The organism is Kineococcus sp. AC630 (assembly GCF_979255925.1).
In genome coordinates this window covers 63,374-83,790 of record NZ_CEEDMJ010000008.1, presented here as the reverse complement: position 1 = coordinate 83,790, position 20,417 = coordinate 63,374, and the positions used below count along the sequence as shown (strand labels likewise).

The window sequence follows — 20,417 nt, the reverse complement described above, 5'->3', positions numbered from 1 at the left end:
GATTCGGAGGACGTCCACGACGGTGGCCTCGGCCGCAGCAGCGGCCGCCTCACGAGCTCGCCGTCGAACTGCACCGGCCTCGGTCTGTCGCTCCACCACTGCCGTGCCGGCCTGCCGACGGTGCGGCCGCCGCGTTCAGGTCCGGCGCGCGGTGACGACCTTCTGCAGGACGACGAAGGCCAGCAGCACGGCGCCGATGAAGACCCGGGTGTACCAGGAGTCCAGCCCCTCGCGGGCGATGAGGACCTGGATCAGGCCGTAGACGAGAACCCCGGCCCCGGTGCCGAGGACGAACCCGACACCCCCCGAGAGCAGGGTCCCCCCGATGACGACGGCGGCGATGGCGTCGAGCTCCATGCCGATCCCGGTGAGGTTGAACCCGGACTTCGTGTACAGCGCAAAGAGGATCCCTGCGATGCCCGCGCAGGTTCCGGAGATGACGTAGACCCCGATGCGGGTACGGGCGGGACGCAGGCCCATGAGTTCGACGGCGACGCCGCGGTCCCCGGCACCGAGGCCGTACACGCTGCGCCCAAAACGGGTGTAGTGCAGGACGTAGACCGCGAGGAGCAGCACCGCGACGGCGATCACCATGCTGGCGTTGATCCGCCACGTCCCCCGGCCCTCCCCGAACTTGATGCTCCAGGACGCCAGGGCGGAGAAGGAGGGGTCGTCGATGACGAGGGAGTTGGTGCTGACCACGTTGGCCAGGCCGCGGGCCAGGAACATGACGGCCAGCGACGCGATGAACGGCTGGATGTCGAAGACCTGGACCATGACCCCGATCAGGAGCCCGCAACAGGTTCCGATGAGGACTCCCACCACCAGCACCACCGGCAACGGCGCCCCGGCGGTGAACAACTTGGCGGTGATGAGTCCGACGAGGGCGACCACCGCCCCCACGGACAGGTCGATCCCGCCGGCCAGGATGACGAAGGTCATGCCCACGGCCAGGACGAGGAGGTAGGAGTTGTCCAGGAGCAGGTTGGAGAGCAGCCGCATGCTGAGGAAGTCGGCGCGTGCGGTGCTGTACCGCTGCTGACCGACCCCGAGCATGACGACCAGGGTCAGGACCGTGCCGACGACGGGGAGGAACCGGCGGTCGAGGCGGTCCAGGACCCGGCGGACGCGGTGCTCGCGCGGGCGGCGGGTGGCGCTCGGGGGCGCAGGGGACAGTTCGGTGCTCATGCCGCCACCTCCGTGGGGATCGATCGCTGGGGCCGGGGTGCGGGCCGGTGCAGACGCGAACGCAGGTACGGCGACGCCGCGACGCAGACCGCGATGAGCACGAGGGCCTTGAACAGGGGTGTCGTCTGGCTGGGGAGCTCGAAGACGATGACCGCGCGCTCCAGGGTCGAGAGCAGCAGAGCGCCGACGACGAGACCACCGAGGTGGAAGCGCCCACCGTCCAGCCGGGTACCACCGAGGACGACCACCATGATCGCGTCGAGTTCCTTGAGGAGCCCGATGTTGTTGGCGTCGGCGGCCATCGTCGGTGCGCCGTAGACGATCCCGGCCAGAGCGGCGAGCACCCCGGCCAGGACGTAGACCGTCCAGGTCGTCGAGCGCGCCTTCACCCCGGCGAGCCGACTGGCCTCGCGGTTGATGCCGATCGACTCCAGGAACATGCCGAGCGCGGTGCGGCGCACGGTGAGGGCGACGAGGACGAAGACCACGGCGGCGATGAGAACGGGAACGGGGATGCCCAGGACGAAGCCGGAACCCAGGAACTTGAACGGCGCGCTAGTGACGGTGGTGATCTGCCCCTTGGTGATGAGCATGGCGATGCCGCGCCCGGCGACCATGAGGATCATCGTCGCGATGAAGGGCTGGATCCCCAGCGAGGTCACCATGAACCCGTTGAAGGCGCCGACCACCAGGCCCAACGCGAGACCGAGCACGACCGCGATCGTGACCGTCCCGGGGGAACCGGGGTCGGAGGCTCCGGCGAGGTAGGTGAGGGAGACGGCCAGCGAGATCGCCATGACCGCTCCGACGGAGAGGTCGATGCCGCCGGTGGCGATGACCAGGCACATGCCCAGCGCCAGCAGCAGGGGCGTCGCGCTGTTGCGCAGCAGGTCGATGAGCTGACCGTAGAGGTTGCCGTCGCGGGTGGCGACGTCGAGGAACCCCGGGCTCTTCAGACCGCAGGCCAGGAGCAGGACGACGAGGGCCAGGACCGGCCAGAGCAGACCGTGCTGGGAGACCCGTTGCAGCAACGCGGACGGGTTCGCGTTCTTCGGGGTGCCGCTCACGACGCCCTCACCTCCGTGTCGGCGATGGTTTCGAGGATGGTGTCGGTGGTGACCGAGGCGTCGTTGGTGATCTCAGCGATCTTCTGTCGGTCGCGCATCACGACGATGCGCTGGCTCAGGCGCAGCACCTCCTCCAGTTCGGAGGAGATGAAGACGATGGACATCCCATCGGCGGCGAGGTCGGCGACGAGGCGCTGGATCTCGGTCTTGGCCCCGATGTCGATGCCCCGGGTGGGTTCGTCCAGGACCATCAGCCGGGGGGCGGTGGCCAGCCAACGCGCCAGCAGGACCTTCTGCTGGTTGCCCCCGGAGAGGTTCCGGATGAGCGCGTTCGGGTTGGGCGGGTTGATGTTGAGGACGACCATGTACTTCTGGACGATCTCGTCGAGTTCACGCGCGGGGATGCGCCGCCAGGTGCCGCGACCGGCCTGCAGGGCCAGCGCGATGTTCTCCCGGACCGTGAGGTCGCCGATGATCCCCTCCTTCTTGCGGTCCTCGCTGGACATGGCGATGTGGCGGCGCAGGGCCGCCAGCGGGGTGGGCAGCTTCACGGGACGGGCGTCCAGCGTGAGCGTCCCCTGGTCGGGACGGTCCGCTCCGACCAGGAGCCGGGCCGCCTCGGAACGGCCTGATCCCAGCAGACCGGCGAAACCCACGATCTCCCCGGGGTAGAGGTCGAGGTCGAGGGGTTCCACCACGCCGGACCGCCCGATCCCGAGGCCCGTCATGAGCGGGGTCTCGCGGGCGGAGTGGGTGGTGACGGCGGCGCGGGCCTGTTCCTCGATGCCGGCCAGCGCCTCCCCCGACCGGCCGATCATGTGCGAGATCAGTTCACGCCGAGGCAGTTCCGCGGTGAGGAACTCTCCGACGAAACGGCCGTTGCGCAGCACCGTCATGCGGTCGGAGAGGTCGTACACCTGCTCCAGGAAGTGGGAGACGAAGAGGATCGCGACCCCCGCGTCGCGCAGCTGACGGATGACGCGGAACAGTTCCGCTACCTCCGCCCGGTCCAGGCTGGAGGTGGGCTCGTCGAGGATGAGGACCCTGGAGTCCACGACCAGGGCCCGGGCGATGGCGCACAGCTGCTGGACGGCGATGCTGTGCGCGGAGAGCTGGGAGCGGACGTCGACGTCGAGGTTGAGCCGCTGCAGGTAACCACGCGCGGCGCGGCGGGTGGCCGCCCAGTCGATGAACGGACCGCGCCGGATCTCGTGGCCGAGCATGACGTTCTCGGCCACCGTGAGGTTCGGGCAGAGGTTCACCTCCTGGTAGACGGTGGCGATCCCGGCGGCCTGGGCCTGGCTGGGACCGGTGAAGCGCACGTCACGACCCTCGACCGTCATCCCGCCGTGGTCGATGCGGTTCACCCCCGTCAACGCCTTGATGAGCGTGGACTTCCCGGCGCCGTTCTCGCCCATGAGAGCGTGCACCTCACCCCGGCGCAGGGTGAGGTCGACCCCGTCGAGGGCCTTGACCCCGGGGAAGCTGATCGTGATCCCCGTCATCCGGACGACGGTTTCCCCCGCCGTGGTTCGCGTGTTCGACATCAACGCCCTCTCTGGGCCGTCAGGGTTCCAGGACCCGGGGTTCCGGGGCCGCCTCAGTAGGCCCGGGCGTCCACGGTGGCCTGGGTGGTGGTCTGGTCGAACGCCTCGTCCTTGACGATGGTCTCCTTGGGGACGTCCTCGCCGGCCGCCACCTTCTTGACCAGTTCCGCGAGCTGGGTCCCGAACACCGGGTTGCACTCCACGACGTAGTTGAACTTCCCGTCCACCAGGGCCTGCAGGCCGTCGCGGACGCCGTCGACGGAGACGATCTGCACGTCCTTGCCGGGGGTCTTGCCCGCGGCCTCGACGGCCTCGATCGCACCCAGTCCCATGTCGTCGTTGTGGGTGAAGATGAGGGTGGTCTCGGGGTAGGTCTGCAACGCGGCCTCGACGGCCGTCTTGCCCTCGGCCCGGGTGAAGTTCCCGCTGGCCTTGCCGACCACCTGGTTCCCGGCGACCGCGTTGAAACCCTTCTCGCGGTCGACCTGCGCACCGGAGCCGAGGGTTCCCTGGAGTTCGAAGACCTTGGCGTCCGGGGCGTTCTTGGCGACCCACTCCCCCGCGGTCTTGCCCTCCTGCTCGAAGTCCGCGCCGATCCAGGTGGTGTAGGGGTCCTCGACCGAGGTGTCGACCGTGCGGTCGACGAGGACGACGGGGATCCCGGCGTCCTTGATCTCCTGCAGGACCTCGTCCCAGCCGGTCTCGATGACCGGGGAGAAGGCGATGACGTCGACGTCCTGGGCGATGAAGTCGCGCAGCGCCTTGATCTGGTTCTCCTGCTTCTGCTGGGCGTCGACGAACTTCAGGTCGAACCCCTTGGCCGTCGTGAGGCTGGCCTTGACCGACTCGGTGTTCGCCGTGCGCCAACCACTCTCGGCCCCGAGCTGGGAGAAGCCGACGCTGACGGCGTCGCCGGCCGCGGCGGTCCCGGTGGACTCGTCCCCACCGCAGGCGCTGAGCCCCCAGACGGCGGCGGCGAGACCGGCGGCGACGAACGAGCGGCGAGAGGGGGAAGGGAACGTGGACATGAGCTCCTCCTAGAGCGTGGCCGACTGCTGTGTCGGGCCGACTTGGATTGTGAGCGCTCACAACCACGGGGGTCAAGCGGTTCTCGGTCACGGCCGAGTCACGACCGTGGAACTCAGCGACGCGGTGGACCGCTGCTGGCCCGCACGGTCAACCGCGCACCGACGAGGGCCCCCTCGGCGGGCAGGTGGTCGATGGCCGCCGTCATGCGTTCCAGGCAGCGGGCCCCGAGCGCGGCCCAGTCCGGCGTCACGGTGGTCAACGGCGGGAAGAAGTGCTCGGACCCCTCGACGTCGTCGAAACCCACCACGGACACCTCCCGCGGGACGCTGACGCCGGCGTCGGCGAAGGCGTGCAGCAGGCCGAGGGCGAGTTGGTCGTTGGCGGTGAAGACGGCCGTGGGCAGGGCCCGGTCGTCGCGCTGTCCGAGCAGGGACCGCCCGATGGCGAAACCCGAGGACGCCGTCCAGTCCCCCGGAACCGGATCGCGCGGCGCCGCTCCGGACTGCAGCATCGCGTCGAGCCACCCGCGTTCCCGCGCCCGCGCGTCCAGCCACATCGACGGCCCGCTGACGTGCAGGATCTCGGTGTGCCCCAGGTCCAGGAGGTGGCCCACCGCGAGACCCGCTCCGGCGTACTGGTTCACGGCCACGGTGTGGATGTCCCCGTTGACGCGCGTGGGCCCCACCATGACGACGGGCAACCGTCGGCTGTAGTCCTTCACCGCCCGCACGGCCTCGTCGTGCGAGGCGATGACGACGACGCCGTCCACGCCCTGGTCCAGGAAGTGCTCCAGGGTCGCCTGGACCGTCGCCACCTCCCAGCGGGTGACCGTGGCGACCGAGACGTAGGTGCCCTGGCTGCGGGCCGCGCCCTCGATGGCGATCAGCGTCATGGTCGGCCCGTAGAGCGGGGAGTCCTCGGTGATGACACCGATCGCCCCGGTGCGGCGCGTCACGAGGGCCCGGGCGGCCTCGTTGCGCCGGTAGCCGAGCTCCGCGATCGCCGAGCGCACCCGCGCTCGCGTCTCGTCCTTGACGTTGGGGTGGTCGTTGAGGACTCGCGACACCGTCTGGTGGGAGACCCCCGCGAGCTTGGCCACGTCGCTCATCGCCGGGGGCCGGGCGCCGTCGACGTTCCCGCGGATCGTTTCAGACACGGCGGGACATCCGGACAGTGCGCATGGGACCCCTTCACCGTTGAGAGCGTTCACATCCTAGGGCGGCAGGCGAGCGCAGGGAAGCCTTCCGCCGTTCCAGGGGCGCCCGGGAACTCGAGGTGTCCGGGGCGAACACCCGCGCCGTCCACCTCCACGGGACGCTCCTGGTTCCACGGGTTCGCGGTTCGGTAGTCTCCGCCCGACCCGGGAGGAGGCACCGTGCCGCTGTTCGTCCGCGATGCCCGGACTCCCCGTGCCTGAACCCCGACGTCTGGTCCTCGACGCCGAGACCTCGGCCGTCCCTCTCGCACGGCACTGGGCCTCCGAGGTCTGCAGCGCACAGGGCCTGCCCACCGGGGCGCTCGGGGTCCTCCAGCTGCTCGTGACCGAAGCCGTGGCCAACGCCGTGGAACACGGCAGCGGGCCCATCACCGTCGAGGTCGACGCCTTCGGCCGGGGTGTGCACGTCACCGTGCACGACACCTGCCCCGACCACCCCGTCCTGCGCCACGTCGCTGCGATGGCCACCGGCGGGCGCGGCGTCGCGCTGATCGACCAGCTCGCCACCGGCTGGGGCGTGGCGGACGAGCCCGAGGACGGGAAGACCGTCTGGTTCGACGTGGCCGCCGACGCCGAGTGGCCGACCTGAGGCTCGCCCTCAGCTGCGCCGCAGGCCGTGCCGGACGTCGTCCCGCAGGTCCACGACGTCCGGCGCGGGCAGTGCGACGCGCCGCTCGCTCGGCGGTACGAGCACCACCGGTGAGCGCAACGTCCTGATCGGCATCGCCCGCACGCTCGCCGCCGCGACCACGACGAGGTCGCCCACCGTGAGGCGCTGCGGGACGACCTCCCCCACCGACCCCTCGGTCATGTCGGCCCGCACGGGACGGGCCGTGGCAGCGGACAGCACCGAGCGGACGGCCTGGTGGCGACCTGCGGCGACGAGGTGGGCGCGACGTCGTTCGACGTCGCTGGGCCGGGTCGCGACGGAGCGCGCCTGCCACGTCGTCAGCAGGCGCAGCGGGAGGTCGCCGCCCCGCTCCAGCGCCCACTCGCTCACGGCGGCGTCCGTCGAGGAGACGATCAGCAGTCGCCGGGGGGCCGTGAGGACGGCCTGCGGGCCGACGAGGACGACGGCGGCGGGGCTGCGCGGCAGGACCACGCTGAGGACCTTCCCCGTCCCGGGACCGATCGGGGCCACCTTCCGCCCGCACCCGAGGACCAGTTCCGCGCTGTCGGCCGCCGCCCGCAGGAGCGCGCTCGCCGGGTCGCCGGTCGTGACGGTGACGTCCACCTCCGGTTCCCGGCCCGGGACCCGGCTCAGCTCCTCGGCGAGGAGGGCGTCCAGTTCACCCGGTCCGGCCGCGGCTCCGGAGGCCAGCACGACGTGCAGCGGGTGCGCGGTCGCCGCGCAGTCGTGGACCGCCCAGCGCACCGCCCGCCGGGACGCGCCGGACCCGGAGAAACCCACCGTCGTGCGCATGCGCCGCCTCCTCGCGGTCGGACCGCGACGTCAGTGCGGCTCCCCCGATGGTGCCCCGGTGAGCCCGTGCGCACAACGTGTGACCACTCACCCACCCGCCATCGTGCGGGCGATGTCGGAGGCGGAGTCACCCGATCGGCGCAGGACGAACGCCACGACGCCCAGGGCCACCAGGGTCAGCAGCAGCAACAGGGTGGAGACGGCGGCGATCTCCGGTCGGAGACCGGCCCGCAGCGCCGAGAACACGTAGACCGGCCACGGGCTCGCCCCGGGCAGCGACACGAAGCTGGCGACGATCGTGTTGTCGAGGCTCAACGTGAAGGCCATCAGCCCACCCGCGAGGACCCCGGGCGCGGCCAGCGGCAGCGTGACGTCGCGGAACCTGCGCCACGGGGTGGCGTAGAGGTCCGCGGCGGCCTCCTCCAGCCGGGAGTCCAGCCCCGAGACCCGGGCCCGCACGATGAAGGTGACGACGGCCGTCGAGAGCACCGAGTGCGCGATGACGAGCCGGGCGATCCCGTCGCCGAACAACGGCAACCCGGCCTCGGTGTTCAGCGAGACGAACCACCCCAGCAACGAGATCGCGTCCATGATCTCGGGGGTCACGAGGGTGAGGCCCAGCAACAGGGTGAGCAGCGCCGTCCAGCGCCCCGCACGGCGCGCCAGCGCGAGGCCGGCCAGCGATCCGATGACCGCCGACAGCACCGCGGCCCCGGCCGCGGACTCCAGCGAGGTCACGACGGCGGCCCGGATCACCGGGCGGTCCAGTCCTGCGGCGTAGGCGTCGAACCCCGCCCCCTGCCAGGCGGTCAGCAACCGCCCGGTGTTGAAGGAGTAGACGACGATGACGACGATCGGCAGGAAGAGGAACGCCAGGACGAGCACGCCCCAGATCCCCAGCACCGTCGTCGACCCCGACCGGCGGTGGCGCCGCCGCGCGGGGGGAACCCCGGCCTCCGCCGGTCGCTCGTCGATCACGCCGTCACCCCCTCGAGGTCGACCCGGCGCGAGGCGCGCACGACGCGCCGCACCACGAGCAGCACGGTCGCCGTCAGCAGGACGGTGCCCCCCGTGAACAGCACGAGGACCACGGCCATCGCCGACCCGAGGGCCCAGTTCTGCGCGGTCTGGAACTGGCTCGCGACCAGCTGCCCGACCATGTTCCCCTTCGCCCCGCCCAGGACGGTCGCGGTGACGTAGTCACCCATCAGCGGGACGAACACCAGCAGGCAACCCGACGCGATCCCGGGGAACGCCAGGGGCAGGGTCACGTCGGCGAACGTGCGCCACCGTCCGGCGCCGAGGTCCCGGCTCGCCTCGCGCAGGGCCTGGCTCGTCCGCTCCAGGGCGACGTAGACGGGCAGCAGCATGAGCGGCAGGTAGTTGTAGACGACCCCCAGCTGGACGGCGCCGCGGGTGTAGAGGACGTCCAGCGGACCGCCACCGATCGCCTGCAGCGCGGTCGAGAACGGTCCTTCCGGGGAGAGCGCGATCTGCCACCCCAGCGTCCGGACGAGGAAGTTCGTCCAGAACGGCACCAGGACGAGCGCCAGCAGCAGACCGCGCCAGCGGGCGGGGACCTTCACCGCGAGCCAGTACGCGAACGGCAGCGCGACGACGAGGCAGATCAGCGTGCCGACGACACCGATGCGCAGGGTGTTCCAGAACGTGCGCAGGAACGACCCGCCCAGCGCCTCCCCGTAGCGGTCGAGGGACAGGACGTCGTTGGCGTGGGTCCCGAACAGCCCGGGTTTGTAGCCGAAGCTGTACCAGACGACCAGGGCGACGGGCGCGACGAAGAACCCGAGCAGGAACACCCAGGCGGGCAGGGCCAGCGCCCCGTGGGGGGCCCGGAGCCGGCGCAGCATCAGGACCCGGCCGCCGCGCGGATCGCGTCGAGGATGGCGACGATGCTGTCGTGCTTCTCGGTGATCTGACTCGCCGTCAACCGGTCCACGACGTCCTGGCTGGGGAAGACGAGTTCCGGACGGTCGAGCCCGGCCGCGGTGGCCTTGGCCTCGATGTCGGTGAGCGCGGTGTTGTAGCCGATGTAGAGGACGTCCTTGACGGAGTTGTCGACGTCGAGCATGAAGTCGATGAAGGCGTAGGCCGCGTCGGGGTGCTCCGCCCCGGCCGTGATGCACCAGTTGTCCATCCAGAGGTTCGCCGTCGGCGTCGCGTACACGAACTTCCACTTGTCCGGTTCCTCGGACCCGTCCATCCCCAGGCGGGCGTCACCGTTCCAGCACTGCATGAGGGCGTACGTCGACTGGGCGATCGCACTGCCGCCGGGGTTGGACTCGAAACCCTTGAGGTTCGGGGCCAGGTTCGCGACCATCCACTCCTTGCAGGCCGCGATCTCCGCGTCGTCGGTGGTGTTCGGGTCGATCCCGTTCGCCGCGAAGTACATCGAGGTGACCTCCCAGGGGTCCTCGAGGATCGAGGTGTTTCCCTTGCCCTCCTTCTGCGCGGCGTCGAGGAAGTCGGCCCAGGAGAGGAGGTCCCGGCTGATCACGGTGGTGTCGTAGACGAAGCCCGTGGTGCCCCAGTCCTTCGGCACCGAGTACTTGTTGTCCGGGTCCCAGCTCTGCCCGAGGTAGGCCGGGTCGAGGTTGCCGAAGTTCTTCAGCTTGCCGTGGTCGAGTTCGGCCAGCAGGCCGTTGCCGGACATCTGCGGGATGTAGACCCCCGTCGGCACGACGATGTCGTACCCGCTGGCCCCGTTGGCGGCGACCAGCTTCGCCAGCATCTCCTCGTTGGACCCGTAGCTGTCGACCTGCAACCGCGGGCCGGTGTCCCCGAAGGCCTTCAGGACGTCCGGGTCGTCGTAGTCCGCCCAGCTGTAGACGTTCAGGCTGTCCTCGACCTTCCCGTCGACCGAGGTGCCGGCACTGCCGGAACTGTTCCCACCGCAGGCGGCCAGAGCGGCGGTCGAGGCCAGCGCGGTCAGGACGCTGCGGCGGCGGGCGAGGGTCCGCCCGACGCGTTCCGCGGTCGCGGTCGGGACGAGGACGGACGCGGCAGGTCGATCGGTGCGGGACACGGGGGCTCCAGGTTCTGGGATCGGTCTCAGGCGGGGAAGACGTGGACGTTCTCAGGCGCGAAACCGCACCACACCTCGACCCCGACCTCGGCGGTGGCGGGTCCGGCGGCCCCCCGAGGGGCACGGGCGAGGAGCTCGATCCCCGAAGCGGTCACGACGACGCGCTGGACCACGTCGCCGAGGTGGGCGACCCCGGCCAGGCGCCCACGGACCCGGTTCGGGGTCGCGACCGGCTCGGTGGTGCTGACGTGCAGCGACTCCGGCCGCACGGCGGCCAGCACCGCCGTCCCGGCAGCGAGGTCGCCCGCGCGGGAGCTCGACAGCGTCGCGTCGGCGCAGTGCAGGACGCCGGGCTGGACGACCGTCGCGGGCAGGAAGTTCTGCTTGCCGATGAACCCGGCGACGAAGGCGCTCACCGGTTCGGCGTAGATGTCCTCGGGTGCCCCGAACTGCTGGATGCGCCCGTCGAGCATGACCGCGATGCGGTCGCTCATCGACAGCGCCTCCTCCTGGTCGTGGGTGACGAACACGAACGTCGTCCCCAGCGAGCTCTGCAGGAGCTTCAGCTCGACCTGCATCTCCTCCCGCAGCTTGCGGTCCAGCGCCGAGAGGGGTTCGTCCAGCAGCAGCACCTGCGGCCGGTTGACCAGGGCCCGGGCGAGGGCGACCCGCTGCTGCTGCCCGCCGGAGAGCGCGGCCGGGGCCCGGGTGGCGAAGGCGCTCATGCGAACCATCTCCAGCGCCTCGCCGACGCGGCGGCGGATCTCGTCCTTACTGGCTCGGCCGGCCCGGCCCCCCGCCCGGCGCTGACGCAGCCCGTAGGCGACGTTCTCGGCGACGCTCATGTGCGGGAACAGCGCGTAGGCCTGGAACACGGTGTTGACGGGACGCCGGTGCGCGGGGAGCCCCAGCACGGACGACCCGGCGATGGCGATGTCCCCCTCGTCGGGGTCCTCGAAACCGGCGAGCATCCGCAGCAGGGTCGTCTTCCCGCACCCGGAGGGCCCCAGCAGCGAGAGGAACTCCCCCGACTCCACGGCCAGGTCGACCCCGGCGACCGCGGTCGCGGTGCCGAAGCGCTTGACGATGCCGGTGAGGGTGACGGACCCTCCGCCGACCCCCGTGAGGGACGCCGTGTCCGGGGCCAGGACGCTCACAGGACTCCTCCGCTGGTCAGGTTCTTCTCGTGCACGGGACGGCCCCCGACGAAGGTGTGGTCGACGGCGACCTCCCAGAGGTCGGCGGCGTCGAGGGTGAAGGGGTCGGCGCTGCAGACCGCGAGGTCCGCCACCGCACCCGGTGCGATCGACCCGGCGCCGGCGTGGCGGTTGATCCACGCCGATCCGGCGGTGTAGGCGGTGAGGGCCTGCGTGAGGGTGAGGGCCTGCTCGGGCAGGAACGGTTCTCCCGGTTCCCCCGGTGGGGTGCGGTTCACGGCGACGTGGATCGCCTGCCAGGGATCGGGGGTGGACACGGGCCAGTCCGAGCCCATGACCAACCGCGCCCCGGCCCGCAGGAACCCCGCGAAGGGGTACTGCCAGGAACTGCGTTCGGGACCCAGGAAGGGGACGGTGAGTTCGGACATCTGCGCGTCGTCGCAGGCCCAGAGGGCCTGCGCGTTGGCGGCGACGTCGAGCGCGGCGAACCGCGCGACGTCGTCGGGGTGGACGACCTGCAGGTGCGCCAGGTGGTGGCGACCGGTGCCCGAGGCCCGGCGGGCCGCTTCGACCGCGTCGAGGGCGTCGCGCACGGCCCGGTCGCCGATGACGTGCACGTGGACGTCGAAACCCGCGGCGTCCAGCGCCGGGACGGCCGCCAGCAGGAGGTCACGGTCGAGGTAGGACAACCCCTCTTCACCGGTGCTGCAGCCGCACCCGTCGAGGTAGGGCGCCAGCATCGAGGCCGTGCGGTTCTCGGCGACGCCGTCCAGCATGATCTTGATGCTCGTGGTGACGAACCGGTCCGACCCGAGTTCCGCCGTCCGCACGGAGACGGCCTCGCGGTGGGCGGCGAACCCCTCGACCAGGGCGTCGACGTCGGTGACGGTGTGCCCGCGGGGCCACCAGAGCGCCCCCACGACACGGGCCGTCAGGGTTCCCGCGGCCACGGCGTCGAGGTAGACGGGAGTCGTGTCCTCGTGGCCGGCGTAGGCACCGACGATCGCGTCCTGCCACCCGGTCACGCCGACGGAGTGGAGGTAGCGCTGGCCCTCGGCGAGGCCGGCGGCGAGCTGGTCGCGGGTCACCGGGGGCAGGTGCCGGGAGACGAGGTCCATCGCGCCCTCGTGCAGGGTTCCCGTCGGGGTACCGTCCGGGTCGCGTTCGATCCGGCCGTCGGTCGGGTCGGGAGTGCCGGCGTCGACACCGGCCAGTTCGAGGGCCCGCGAGTTCACCCAGGCCCCGTGGTGGTCGCGGTTCAGCAGGAACACGGGCCGGTCGGGCACCACCCGGTCGAGGTCCTCGCGCCGCGGGGTCCCGCCGGGGAAGTCGGCCATCGCCCAGCCCCCGCCGGAGATCCACTCCCCCGGGTTCTGCGCGGCGAACTCGGCGACCCGCCGCAACGCGCCGCCCGGTCCCGACGTCGCCGTCAGGTCGCACCCCAGCCGTTCCAGCCCGCCCATGACGGGGTGGACGTGGGCGTCGGTGAAACCGGGCAGGACGAGCCGCCCCGCGAGGTCGAGGGTTTCCGCCTCCGCTCCGACCGCCGCCCGCACGTCGGCGTCGCTGCCGACGGCGACGACCCGTCCCCCCGAGACGGCCACCGCGGTGGCCGTCTCGTGGAGCCCGGCCCCGGTGAAGACCCGGCCCGAGTGCAGGACGAGTTCTGCGCTGTCCCTCATGAACCGGAACGTACAAGCAACTCATCGCTGTGACAACGGATTCGATGTTTCGATCGTGTTGCCACCACGGATTCCGCTCCCCTCGTCCCACGATCGGGGATTCGCCGACACCGGGGAGGAGTTCCACCTCGTCGTCGACGAACCCCCCCGTGGCGGACCTCGCACGAAGGTTGCGCGGAGGCGTCAGTGCGCGGTGAGGCGGGCCAGGGCGCCGGAGAGCGGCGTGGGACGGTTCAGGACGTTCTCCGCGGCGTCGGCGGCGCGCGCGACGAGCAGGCCGGCGTTCACGCCGAGCCAGCGCAGGGGTTCGGGTTCCCACCGTGGTGAGGTGTGGTTGAACCAGGGCAACCGCACGAGGTCGGAACCGGTCCCGGTCACGGCGTCGGCGAGCGTCCGCCCGGCGAGGTTCGTCGTCGCGACCCCGTCGCCGACGTAGCCGCCGGCACTCCCGAGCCCGGAGGCCGGGTCGTGGCGGACCACGGCGTGCCAGTCCCGGGAGATCCCGAGCGGGCCGCCCCAGGCGTGGGTGAAGCGTGCCCCGGCCACAGCGGGGAACATGTCGGCGAGCGTGCTCCGCAGCCTCCGGAACACGGTCTCGTCCCCGTCGAACTCCGGGCGCACGGAGGAGCCGAAGTGGTACGGCGCACCCCGTCCGCCGAACACCAGCCGGTCGTCGGCGGTGCGCTGGCCGTAGACGATCACGTGGCGGAAGTCGGAGAACGTCTCCCCGCCGGACAGCCCGACCTCGTCCCAGAACGGTGCGGGCAACGGTTCCGTCGCCACCACGAGCGAGTACACCGGGACGACCTCGCGGGCCGCCCCGGGCAGTCGCGGGGTCCACCCCTCCGTCGCGCGCAGCACGTGCCGCGCCCGGACGACCCCGCGGTCGGTGCGGACCGCACCGGGCGAGAGATCGAGGGCGCGGGTGCGCTCGACGATGCGCCCGCCGCGGCGTTCGACGGCCGCGGCCAGGCCGCGGGCCAGTCGCAACGGGTGGATGCGGGCGCAGTCGGGGGTGTGGGTCGCTCCGAGGGCGCGGGTCATGCCGACGGTCTTGCGGGTCTCCTCGGCGTCGAGCAGGCGCAGGCCCTCGGGCGACCCGCCGGCCTCGTCGTCGGAAACCTCGGCCGCCGCGCGGGCGAGCTGCGGAGCGCTGCGGGCGACGACGACGGTCCCTCCGCGCCGCCAGTGGCAGTCGATGCCCTCCTCCCGCACGACCCGCTCGACCTCGTCGAGGGTTCCGCGCATCGCGGTGCGCATCGCCTGCGCCGCAACCGGTCCGTGGTCACGGGTCATCCGGTCGACGCCCTGCGGCAACAGGGCGGAACACCAGCCACCGTTGCGACCGCTGGCGCCGAACGCCACCGTCTCGGCCTCCACGACGAGGACCTGCAGGGTCGGGTCGCGCCGCAGCAGGTAGTAGGCGGTCCACAGGCCGGTGTACCCCGCGCCCACGACGCACACGTCGACCTCGGTGTCCCCGTCCAGCGGGGCCCGTTCCGGGGCCTCCGGAGCGGTGTCGGCCCAGAGCGAGCGGACCCTCACAGGCGCTTCCCCGCCTCGTCGAGGACCGAGCGCAGGCGCCGCTCGATCTCGTCGAAGTCGCTCGGGCCGATGATCAGCGGGGGCGCCAGCTGGATGACGGGGTCGCCGCGGTCGTCGGCCCGGCAGTAGAGGCCGGCCTCCCACAACGCGGGGGAGATGAACCCCCGCAGCAACCGTTCGGCCTCGGCGTCGTCGAACGTCTCCCGGGTCTGGCGGTCCTTCACCAGTTCGATCCCGTAGAAGAACCCCGCTCCGCGCACGTCCCCCACGATCGGCAGGTCCAGCAGCTTCTCCAGGGTGGAGCGGAAGAGCGGTGCGTTCTCGTGGACGTGCTGGACGAGTCCCTCGCGTTCGAAGATGTCGAGGTTGGCCATCGCGACGGCCGCCGACACCGGGTGCCCACCGAAGGTGTAGCCGTGGGCGAAGCTGTCCTCGTCGCGGCGGAAGGGTTCGAAGATGCGGTCCGAGGCGATGACCGCCCCCAGCGGGGAGTACCCGCTGGTGAGTCCCTTGGCGCAGGTGATCATGTCGGGGACGTAGTCGAAGTCCTTGCAGGCGAACAACTCACCGATGCGGCCGAACGCGCAGATCGTCTCGTCGCTGACCAGCAGGACGTCGTGCTCGTCGCAGATCTCACGCAGCCGCTCGAAGTACCCGGGCGGCGGCGGGAAGCACCCACCGGCGTTCTGCACGGGTTCCACGAACACCGCGGCGACGGTGTCGGGGCCCTCGAACTCGATGGCCTCCCCCACCCGATCGGCGGCCCAGCGCCCGAACGCCTTGGGGTCGTCGCGCAGGTGCTCCGGAGCCCGGTAGGAGTTCGTGTTGGGCACCCGGAAGGTGCCGGGCACCAGGGGTTCGAACTCCGCCTTCACCCCCGGGATCCCCGTGATGGAGAGCGCGCCGTGCGTGGTGCCGTGGTAGGCGATCGAACGGCTGACGACCTTGTGCTTGCCGGGCTTGCCGACGCGTTTGAAGTAGGCCTTGGCCAGTTTCCAGGCCGTCTCGACGGCCTCGCTGCCGGAGGTCGTGAAGAACACCCGGTCGAGGTCGCCGGGTGCCTCGTGGGCCAGGCGCTCGGCGAGGTCGACGGCCGCGGGGTGCGCGTAGGACCACAGCGGGAAGAAGCCCAGCGTCGAGGCCTGCCGGGCGGCGGCCTCGGCGAGTTCGGTGCGCCCGTGCCCGACCTGGACGGTGAACAGCCCGGCGAGGCCGTCGATGTACTCGCGGCCGTGCTGGTCCCAGATCCGCGCGCCCTCGCCGCGGACGATCATCGGGACCTCCTCGCCCCGCTCGTAGGGGGCGTGGCGGGTGAAGTGCATCCACAGGTGGTCGCGGGCGGCGGCGGAGCGCTCCGTGCCGCGCGGGGTCGTCGCGGGGAGGCTGGACATGCCCGGAGACTAGGCGCTCAGCCCGGCTCGGACAAGGGATTCAGTCGTTGAATCGAAGACGAACGACGGATCCCGTCAGCGAGTACCCCAGTTGTAGAGCTGTTTGCGCAGCTTGAGGTAGACGAAGGTCTCCGTCGCGACCACGCCGGGGATGGCCCGGATCCTGGCGTTGATGAGCTCGAGCAGGCCGTCGTCGTCCTCGCAGACGACCTCGACGAGGATGTCGAAGGAGCCGGCCGTCACCACGACGTAGTCGATCTGGGCCAGCTCGGCGAGGCGGTCCGCGACGACGCGGGTGTCCCCCTCGGCGCGGATGCCGATCATCGCCTGCCGGGCGAAACCGACCTGGACCGGGTCGGTGACGGCGACGATCTGCATGACCCCACCGTCGAGGAGGCGCTGCACCCGCTGGCGCACCGCCGCCTCGGACAACCCCACGGCCTTCCCGATCGCTGCGTAGGACATCCGTCCGTCCTCCTGCAGGACCTCGATGATCCGCTTGGAGACGTCGTCGAGAGCGGGGGCGGGAAGGCGGCTGGACACCGGGTGAGTCTACGGGCCACACCCTGCGCGGTCAGGGGTTCCCCCTTGTCCGACCGGCCGGAGAACGGTAGAACTCCCGGGGTGCCGTTCCTCTCGATGAGTTCCCCGGCCGTCGACGACGCTCTGCGCCATGCCGCGAGCACCCCCTTCTGGCTGGACGACCCCGGTCGCCCCGACCCGGAACCCGCCCTGCGCGGGAACTCGACGGCCGAACTCGTCGTCGTCGGCGGCGGCTTCACCGGGCTGTGGACGGCGTTGCGCGCCAAGGAACGCGACCCCGACCGCAACGTGCTGCTCCTGGAGGGGGCGTGGACGGGCTGGGCGGCGTCGGGTCGCAACGGCGGGTTCGTCTCGGCGAGCCTCACCCACGGGCGCAGCAACGGGGAACTCCACCTGCCCGACGAGGTGGACCGGCTCGACGAACTCGGGATCGCGAACCTCGACGCCCTCGGCAAGTCCGTCGCGCAGTACGGCTGGGTCTGCGACTACGAACGCACGGGCGGCCTGTCGGTGGCGACCGAGCCGTACCAGGTCGACGAGCTGCGGGGGCAGGACGGTTTCCTGGACACCGCGGCCGTCCGGGACCAGGTGAACTCCCCCACCTACCTGGCCGGGGTCTGGACCCCCGAGGACACCGCCCTGGTGAACCCAGCCCGCCTGGTCTGGGAGATGAAGCGGACCTGCCTCGACCTCGGGGTCCGGATCGCCGAGAACACCCCGGTGCGGGCGATCCGCTCGAACCGGTCGGGGGTGTCGGTGCAGACGACGTCGGGAACCGTGCGGGCTCGCCGGGTGGCGTTGGCCACCAACGTCTTCCCGGCCCTGCTCCGGCGCTACCGGCTGCACACCATCCCGGTCTACGACTACGCCCTGGTCACCGAACCCCTCTCCACCGCCCAGCTCGCGGAGATCGGCTGGCAGAACCGGCAGGGCATCGACGACCTCGGCAACCGGTTCCACTACTACCGGTTGACCGCCGACGACCGCATCCTGTTCGGCGGTTTCGACGCCGTCTACCACTACGGAAGGTCGCTGTCCTCGGAGCACGACCAGAACCCGGAGTCGTTCCGGACGCTGGCCTCGCACTTCCAGCAGACGTTCCCGCAGCTCGAGGGGCTGGGGTTCACCCACGCCTGGGGTGGGGCGATCGACACCTGCACGCGGTTCTTCCCGTTCTTCGGCACGGCCCACGACGGCCGCGTCGCGCACGTCGCCGGCTACACGGGCCTCGGGGTCGGCATGACGCGGTTCGCCGCGGACGTCCTGCTCGACCTGCTCGCCGCCGACGAGCAGGGCCCCACCGAGCTCACCGAGCTCGAACTCGTCCGGCGCACCCCCGTCCCGTTCCCGCCGGAACCCCTCGCCTGGGCCGGGGTGGAGGCGACGACCCTGTCGTTGGCCCACGCCGACCGGCACGAGGGCCACCGCAACGTGTGGTTGCGGGCCCTCGACCGGTTCGGTCTCGGCTTCGACTCCTGAACCCCGACGGCTCAGGGTTTGCCGGTGGCGGGCGGGTGGCAGTGGCCGGACGGGCTCCGCGGCAGGTCGAGGGCGGGGTTGCGGTCGAAGAACCCCGACGGGGTCAGCGAGAACGAGACGACGTCGACGGGCATGACCGGCCAGTCCTCGGGACGGGGGACGTGGTGGATGCCGAAGACGTGCCAGAGCACGACGTCGGTGTCCACCAGCGGTTCGTCGTCGGCGGTCCAGCGGGTCATCCCGAGGTCCTCGGAACTCTGCGTCGGGTGGTCACCGGCCGGCCACAGCTCGTCGTCGTGGTGGCGGGTGACCCACACGTCGTGCCCGATGACGGGGGCCCGCAGGAACTGCGGCGCATCGGGTGCGAACAGGTGCGGCAACGCGTTCGGGGTGTGCAGGGCGTAGGCCGTCGGGGTCCCCAGGGAGTTCCGCCGGTCGGAGCTCACGACCTTCCAGACCCGCTGGCGCTGCCAGTCGACGTCGCGGCCCGCCTCGCGCTCGGAACGGACCGGCGTCGCGGTCGTCGCGAGCGCGAGCCCGTGCGGGTTGTCCGGACCGGTCGCCACGACGTGGGTGTCGACCTCGTGCACCGTGTTCCGCTGGCCGTCGACGTCGAGGTCGAGGCGGGCGACGAGGAAGTGCTGGTGGATCGGGGCGTAGGTCCGCTGGTCGACGAGGGTTCCCGTCGACGGGGTGGCGGCCCCCTCCGGCAACGGCGTCGTCACCATGATCCCGGTCGCGCGCACCTCGCACTCGATCGTGCCGTCGAGGTAGAGCCGCCAGTAGACGAGGTACTCGTAGTTCGCGACCGTCGCGTGGAAGGAGACGACCATCCGTCGCGACCGGCGGACCTCCGCGCCGGCGTTCTCGTCGACGTGCTTCCACAGGACGCCGTCGTCCTCCTCGTGCAGGCAGATCGCCTGCGGCACGGAGTACGGCTCGCCCCGGGAGTCGGAGAGGACCGCGTCGAGGTAGCGGATCTCCCCGAGGCAGTCGCAGCCCAGTTCGAGCGAGGTCGTCATGTACCCGAGGCCCCACTCGCCGATGTCGTAGGCCGTGCGGCGGCGGTGGTCGAAGCTCGCGTCGCGGTAGGGCACGACCATCTCGGCGAAGGACAGGCGGTAGCCGATCTCGCGTCGCCCGCTGCCGTCGTCCCAGGCGAGCTGGTGCAGGACGAGACCCTCGCGGTGGGTGAAGCCGAGCCGCAACGACCACTGCGCCCAGCGGAGCTCCCCGTCGTCGGAGATCGTGAACGACGGGCCGTCCGGCTGAGTGATCTCCAGGGGCTGCAACGGTTCCCGCGGGACGAGCCCGGGGACGAGTTCGGGCACGTACTCCCCCATCACGGGGGCGGGGGCGGCGGCGACGTCCTCGTCGACGGACAGCAGTTCGAACGTGTTCACGTCGACGACGAACTTGAGCCCGCTCACGGGGTGGGCGTAGGGGTTCCCGTTCGGGGTCTCGCGCACCCAGACGTCGACCCACCCGAGGCGGCGGTCGCGCCACTGCGGGGGCATGACGGCCGCACCGTAGGTCCAGGTGTCGAGCAGGACCAGGGACAGGTCGGTGATGCCCCGCGCCGCGAGCGCCGCGACCACGCGGGGTTCCGCGATGAGCGCCTCCGCGACCTCGTGGAACTCGTCGAGGGTGAAGTTCGGCGTGATCCCGGGCAGGTGCTCGAACCGCTCGACCACCCCGCCCTCGAGCTCGACCAGCACGTCGTAGGTGCGGTTGTCGGCGCGGTCCCAGACCGTGGAGCGCGCCCGCCGCTCGACGGGGTCACCGGGCTCCCAGGCCAGCACCCGTTCCTTCGGCGGTTCCGCCAGCACGACCCCGGCGAAGCGCATCGAGGGGGTCAGGCGGTTCTCGGCGCGGAGCACGTCGAGGTTGCGGCGGAACTCCTCCTCGCGGAGGGGGGTGAGCGGGTGCGCAGGCACGTCGGGGTCCTCCTGGGCGGGGCGTCGGAGCCACAGTGTGACCGCATCCCGCACCCCCTACAAGCTCGACCGGCGTTCTCCGTCGCGTGCCTCCCGGTTCACCACGGATTCCGTGGTGAGACCCTCTGGGACTGCTAGTGTCTCCGGGTTCTCGACCCTGAAAGCCCGCA

Annotated in this window: 17 protein-coding genes; 2 read left to right on the top strand and 15 right to left on the bottom strand. The window is 71.5% G+C overall.

What is annotated here, in order from left to right; translation table 11 throughout:
- Positions 1 to 135: 135 nt before the first annotated feature.
- From AC0I8G_RS10360 to AC0I8G_RS10340, 5 genes are all read right to left on the bottom strand, one after another.
- Positions 136 to 1,188 carry an ABC transporter permease subunit gene (locus AC0I8G_RS10360; protein ID WP_328292969.1) on the bottom strand — a complete coding sequence of 351 codons (1,053 nt, stop codon included), beginning with the start codon at positions 1,186 to 1,188 and terminating at the stop codon, positions 136 to 138.
- Positions 1,185 to 2,255: an ABC transporter permease gene (locus AC0I8G_RS10355; protein WP_471729834.1), complete on the bottom strand. Its 1,071-nt coding sequence runs from the start codon at positions 2,253 to 2,255 to the stop codon at positions 1,185 to 1,187. Before AC0I8G_RS10355 ends, AC0I8G_RS10360 begins: the two co-directional genes overlap by 4 nt.
- Positions 2,252 to 3,802: a sugar ABC transporter ATP-binding protein gene (locus AC0I8G_RS10350; RefSeq protein WP_471729833.1), complete on the bottom strand. Its 1,551-nt coding sequence runs from the start codon at positions 3,800 to 3,802 to the stop codon at positions 2,252 to 2,254. Before AC0I8G_RS10350 ends, AC0I8G_RS10355 begins: the two co-directional genes overlap by 4 nt.
- A gap of 53 nt (positions 3,803 to 3,855) precedes the next feature.
- The gene (locus AC0I8G_RS10345; protein ID WP_471729832.1) at positions 3,856 to 4,830 is read right to left on the bottom strand and encodes an ABC transporter substrate-binding protein; all 975 of its coding nucleotides are present in this window, start codon (positions 4,828 to 4,830) and stop codon (positions 3,856 to 3,858) included.
- A gap of 113 nt (positions 4,831 to 4,943) precedes the next feature.
- A complete protein-coding gene (locus AC0I8G_RS10340; RefSeq protein WP_380260671.1) occupies positions 4,944 to 5,987 on the bottom strand; it encodes a LacI family DNA-binding transcriptional regulator in 1,044 nt (347 codons plus the stop codon).
- A gap of 253 nt (positions 5,988 to 6,240) precedes the next feature.
- Between AC0I8G_RS10340 and AC0I8G_RS10335 the strand changes: the two genes are divergently transcribed.
- The gene (locus AC0I8G_RS10335; protein WP_471729831.1) at positions 6,241 to 6,636 is read left to right on the top strand and encodes an ATP-binding protein; all 396 of its coding nucleotides are present in this window, start codon (positions 6,241 to 6,243) and stop codon (positions 6,634 to 6,636) included.
- A gap of 9 nt (positions 6,637 to 6,645) precedes the next feature.
- On the opposite strand, the gene AC0I8G_RS10330 is transcribed toward AC0I8G_RS10335, so the two are convergent.
- From AC0I8G_RS10330 to AC0I8G_RS10290, 9 genes are all read right to left on the bottom strand, one after another.
- A complete protein-coding gene (locus AC0I8G_RS10330) occupies positions 6,646 to 7,470 on the bottom strand; it encodes a hypothetical protein (protein ID WP_471729830.1) in 825 nt (274 codons plus the stop codon).
- 87 nt (positions 7,471 to 7,557) lie between these two features.
- Entirely contained in the window at positions 7,558 to 8,448 is an 891-nt protein-coding gene (locus tag AC0I8G_RS10325; RefSeq protein WP_471729829.1) for an ABC transporter permease, read from the bottom strand.
- Positions 8,445 to 9,338 (bottom strand): ABC transporter permease, encoded by an 894-nt coding sequence (locus tag AC0I8G_RS10320; RefSeq protein ID WP_471729828.1) that lies wholly within the window; start codon positions 9,336 to 9,338, stop codon positions 8,445 to 8,447. Before AC0I8G_RS10320 ends, AC0I8G_RS10325 begins: the two co-directional genes overlap by 4 nt.
- A complete protein-coding gene (locus AC0I8G_RS10315; protein ID WP_471729827.1) occupies positions 9,338 to 10,513 on the bottom strand; it encodes a polyamine ABC transporter substrate-binding protein in 1,176 nt (391 codons plus the stop codon). The genes AC0I8G_RS10320 and AC0I8G_RS10315 overlap by 1 nt, the downstream gene beginning before the upstream one ends.
- 26 nt (positions 10,514 to 10,539) lie before the next feature.
- Positions 10,540 to 11,670, bottom strand: coding sequence for an ABC transporter ATP-binding protein (locus AC0I8G_RS10310; protein ID WP_471729826.1), 1,131 nt, complete (start codon positions 11,668 to 11,670; stop codon positions 10,540 to 10,542).
- On the bottom strand, positions 11,667 to 13,352 hold the full coding sequence (locus tag AC0I8G_RS10305; RefSeq protein ID WP_471729825.1) for an amidohydrolase: 1,686 nt from the start codon (positions 13,350 to 13,352) through the stop codon (positions 11,667 to 11,669). The genes AC0I8G_RS10310 and AC0I8G_RS10305 overlap by 4 nt, the downstream gene beginning before the upstream one ends.
- 183 nt (positions 13,353 to 13,535) lie before the next feature.
- Complete coding sequence (locus tag AC0I8G_RS10300; protein ID WP_471729824.1) at positions 13,536 to 14,897, bottom strand: NAD(P)/FAD-dependent oxidoreductase; 1,362 nt, start codon at positions 14,895 to 14,897, stop codon at positions 13,536 to 13,538.
- A complete protein-coding gene (locus AC0I8G_RS10295; RefSeq protein ID WP_380160780.1) occupies positions 14,894 to 16,288 on the bottom strand; it encodes an aspartate aminotransferase family protein in 1,395 nt (464 codons plus the stop codon). The genes AC0I8G_RS10300 and AC0I8G_RS10295 overlap by 4 nt, the downstream gene beginning before the upstream one ends.
- A gap of 75 nt (positions 16,289 to 16,363) precedes the next feature.
- Positions 16,364 to 16,831: an Lrp/AsnC family transcriptional regulator gene (locus AC0I8G_RS10290; protein ID WP_380160778.1), complete on the bottom strand. Its 468-nt coding sequence runs from the start codon at positions 16,829 to 16,831 to the stop codon at positions 16,364 to 16,366.
- Positions 16,832 to 16,927: 96 nt separating this feature from the next.
- On the opposite strand from AC0I8G_RS10290, the gene AC0I8G_RS10285 reads away from it, so the two are divergent.
- Positions 16,928 to 18,310 (top strand): NAD(P)/FAD-dependent oxidoreductase, encoded by a 1,383-nt coding sequence (locus AC0I8G_RS10285; protein WP_471729944.1) that lies wholly within the window; start codon positions 16,928 to 16,930, stop codon positions 18,308 to 18,310.
- An 11-nt stretch (positions 18,311 to 18,321) separates the two neighbouring features.
- Here AC0I8G_RS10285 and AC0I8G_RS10280 read toward each other — a convergent pair whose 3' ends face one another.
- Positions 18,322 to 20,283 carry a primary-amine oxidase gene (locus AC0I8G_RS10280; RefSeq protein WP_471729943.1) on the bottom strand — a complete coding sequence of 654 codons (1,962 nt, stop codon included), beginning with the start codon at positions 20,281 to 20,283 and terminating at the stop codon, positions 18,322 to 18,324.
- Positions 20,284 to 20,417 lie beyond the last annotated feature (134 nt).

Excerpts from the sequence above, each read along its gene's own strand:
- AC0I8G_RS10360 (WP_328292969.1), bottom strand. The coding sequence starts at position 1,188 with ATGAGCACCGAACTGTCCCCTGCGCCCCCGAGCGCCACCCGCCGCCCG.
- AC0I8G_RS10350 (WP_471729833.1), bottom strand. The coding sequence starts at position 3,802 with ATGTCGAACACGCGAACCACGGCGGGGGAAACCGTCGTCCGGATGACG.
- AC0I8G_RS10345 (WP_471729832.1), bottom strand. The coding sequence starts at position 4,830 with ATGTCCACGTTCCCTTCCCCCTCTCGCCGCTCGTTCGTCGCCGCCGGT.
- AC0I8G_RS10330 (WP_471729830.1), bottom strand. The coding sequence starts at position 7,470 with ATGCGCACGACGGTGGGTTTCTCCGGGTCCGGCGCGTCCCGGCGGGCG.
- AC0I8G_RS10320 (WP_471729828.1), bottom strand. The coding sequence starts at position 9,338 with ATGCTGCGCCGGCTCCGGGCCCCCCACGGGGCGCTGGCCCTGCCCGCC.
- AC0I8G_RS10305 (WP_471729825.1), bottom strand. The coding sequence starts at position 13,352 with ATGAGGGACAGCGCAGAACTCGTCCTGCACTCGGGCCGGGTCTTCACC.
- AC0I8G_RS10295 (WP_380160780.1), bottom strand. The coding sequence starts at position 16,288 with ATGTCCAGCCTCCCCGCGACGACCCCGCGCGGCACGGAGCGCTCCGCC.
- AC0I8G_RS10285 (WP_471729944.1), top strand. The coding sequence starts at position 16,928 with ATGAGTTCCCCGGCCGTCGACGACGCTCTGCGCCATGCCGCGAGCACC.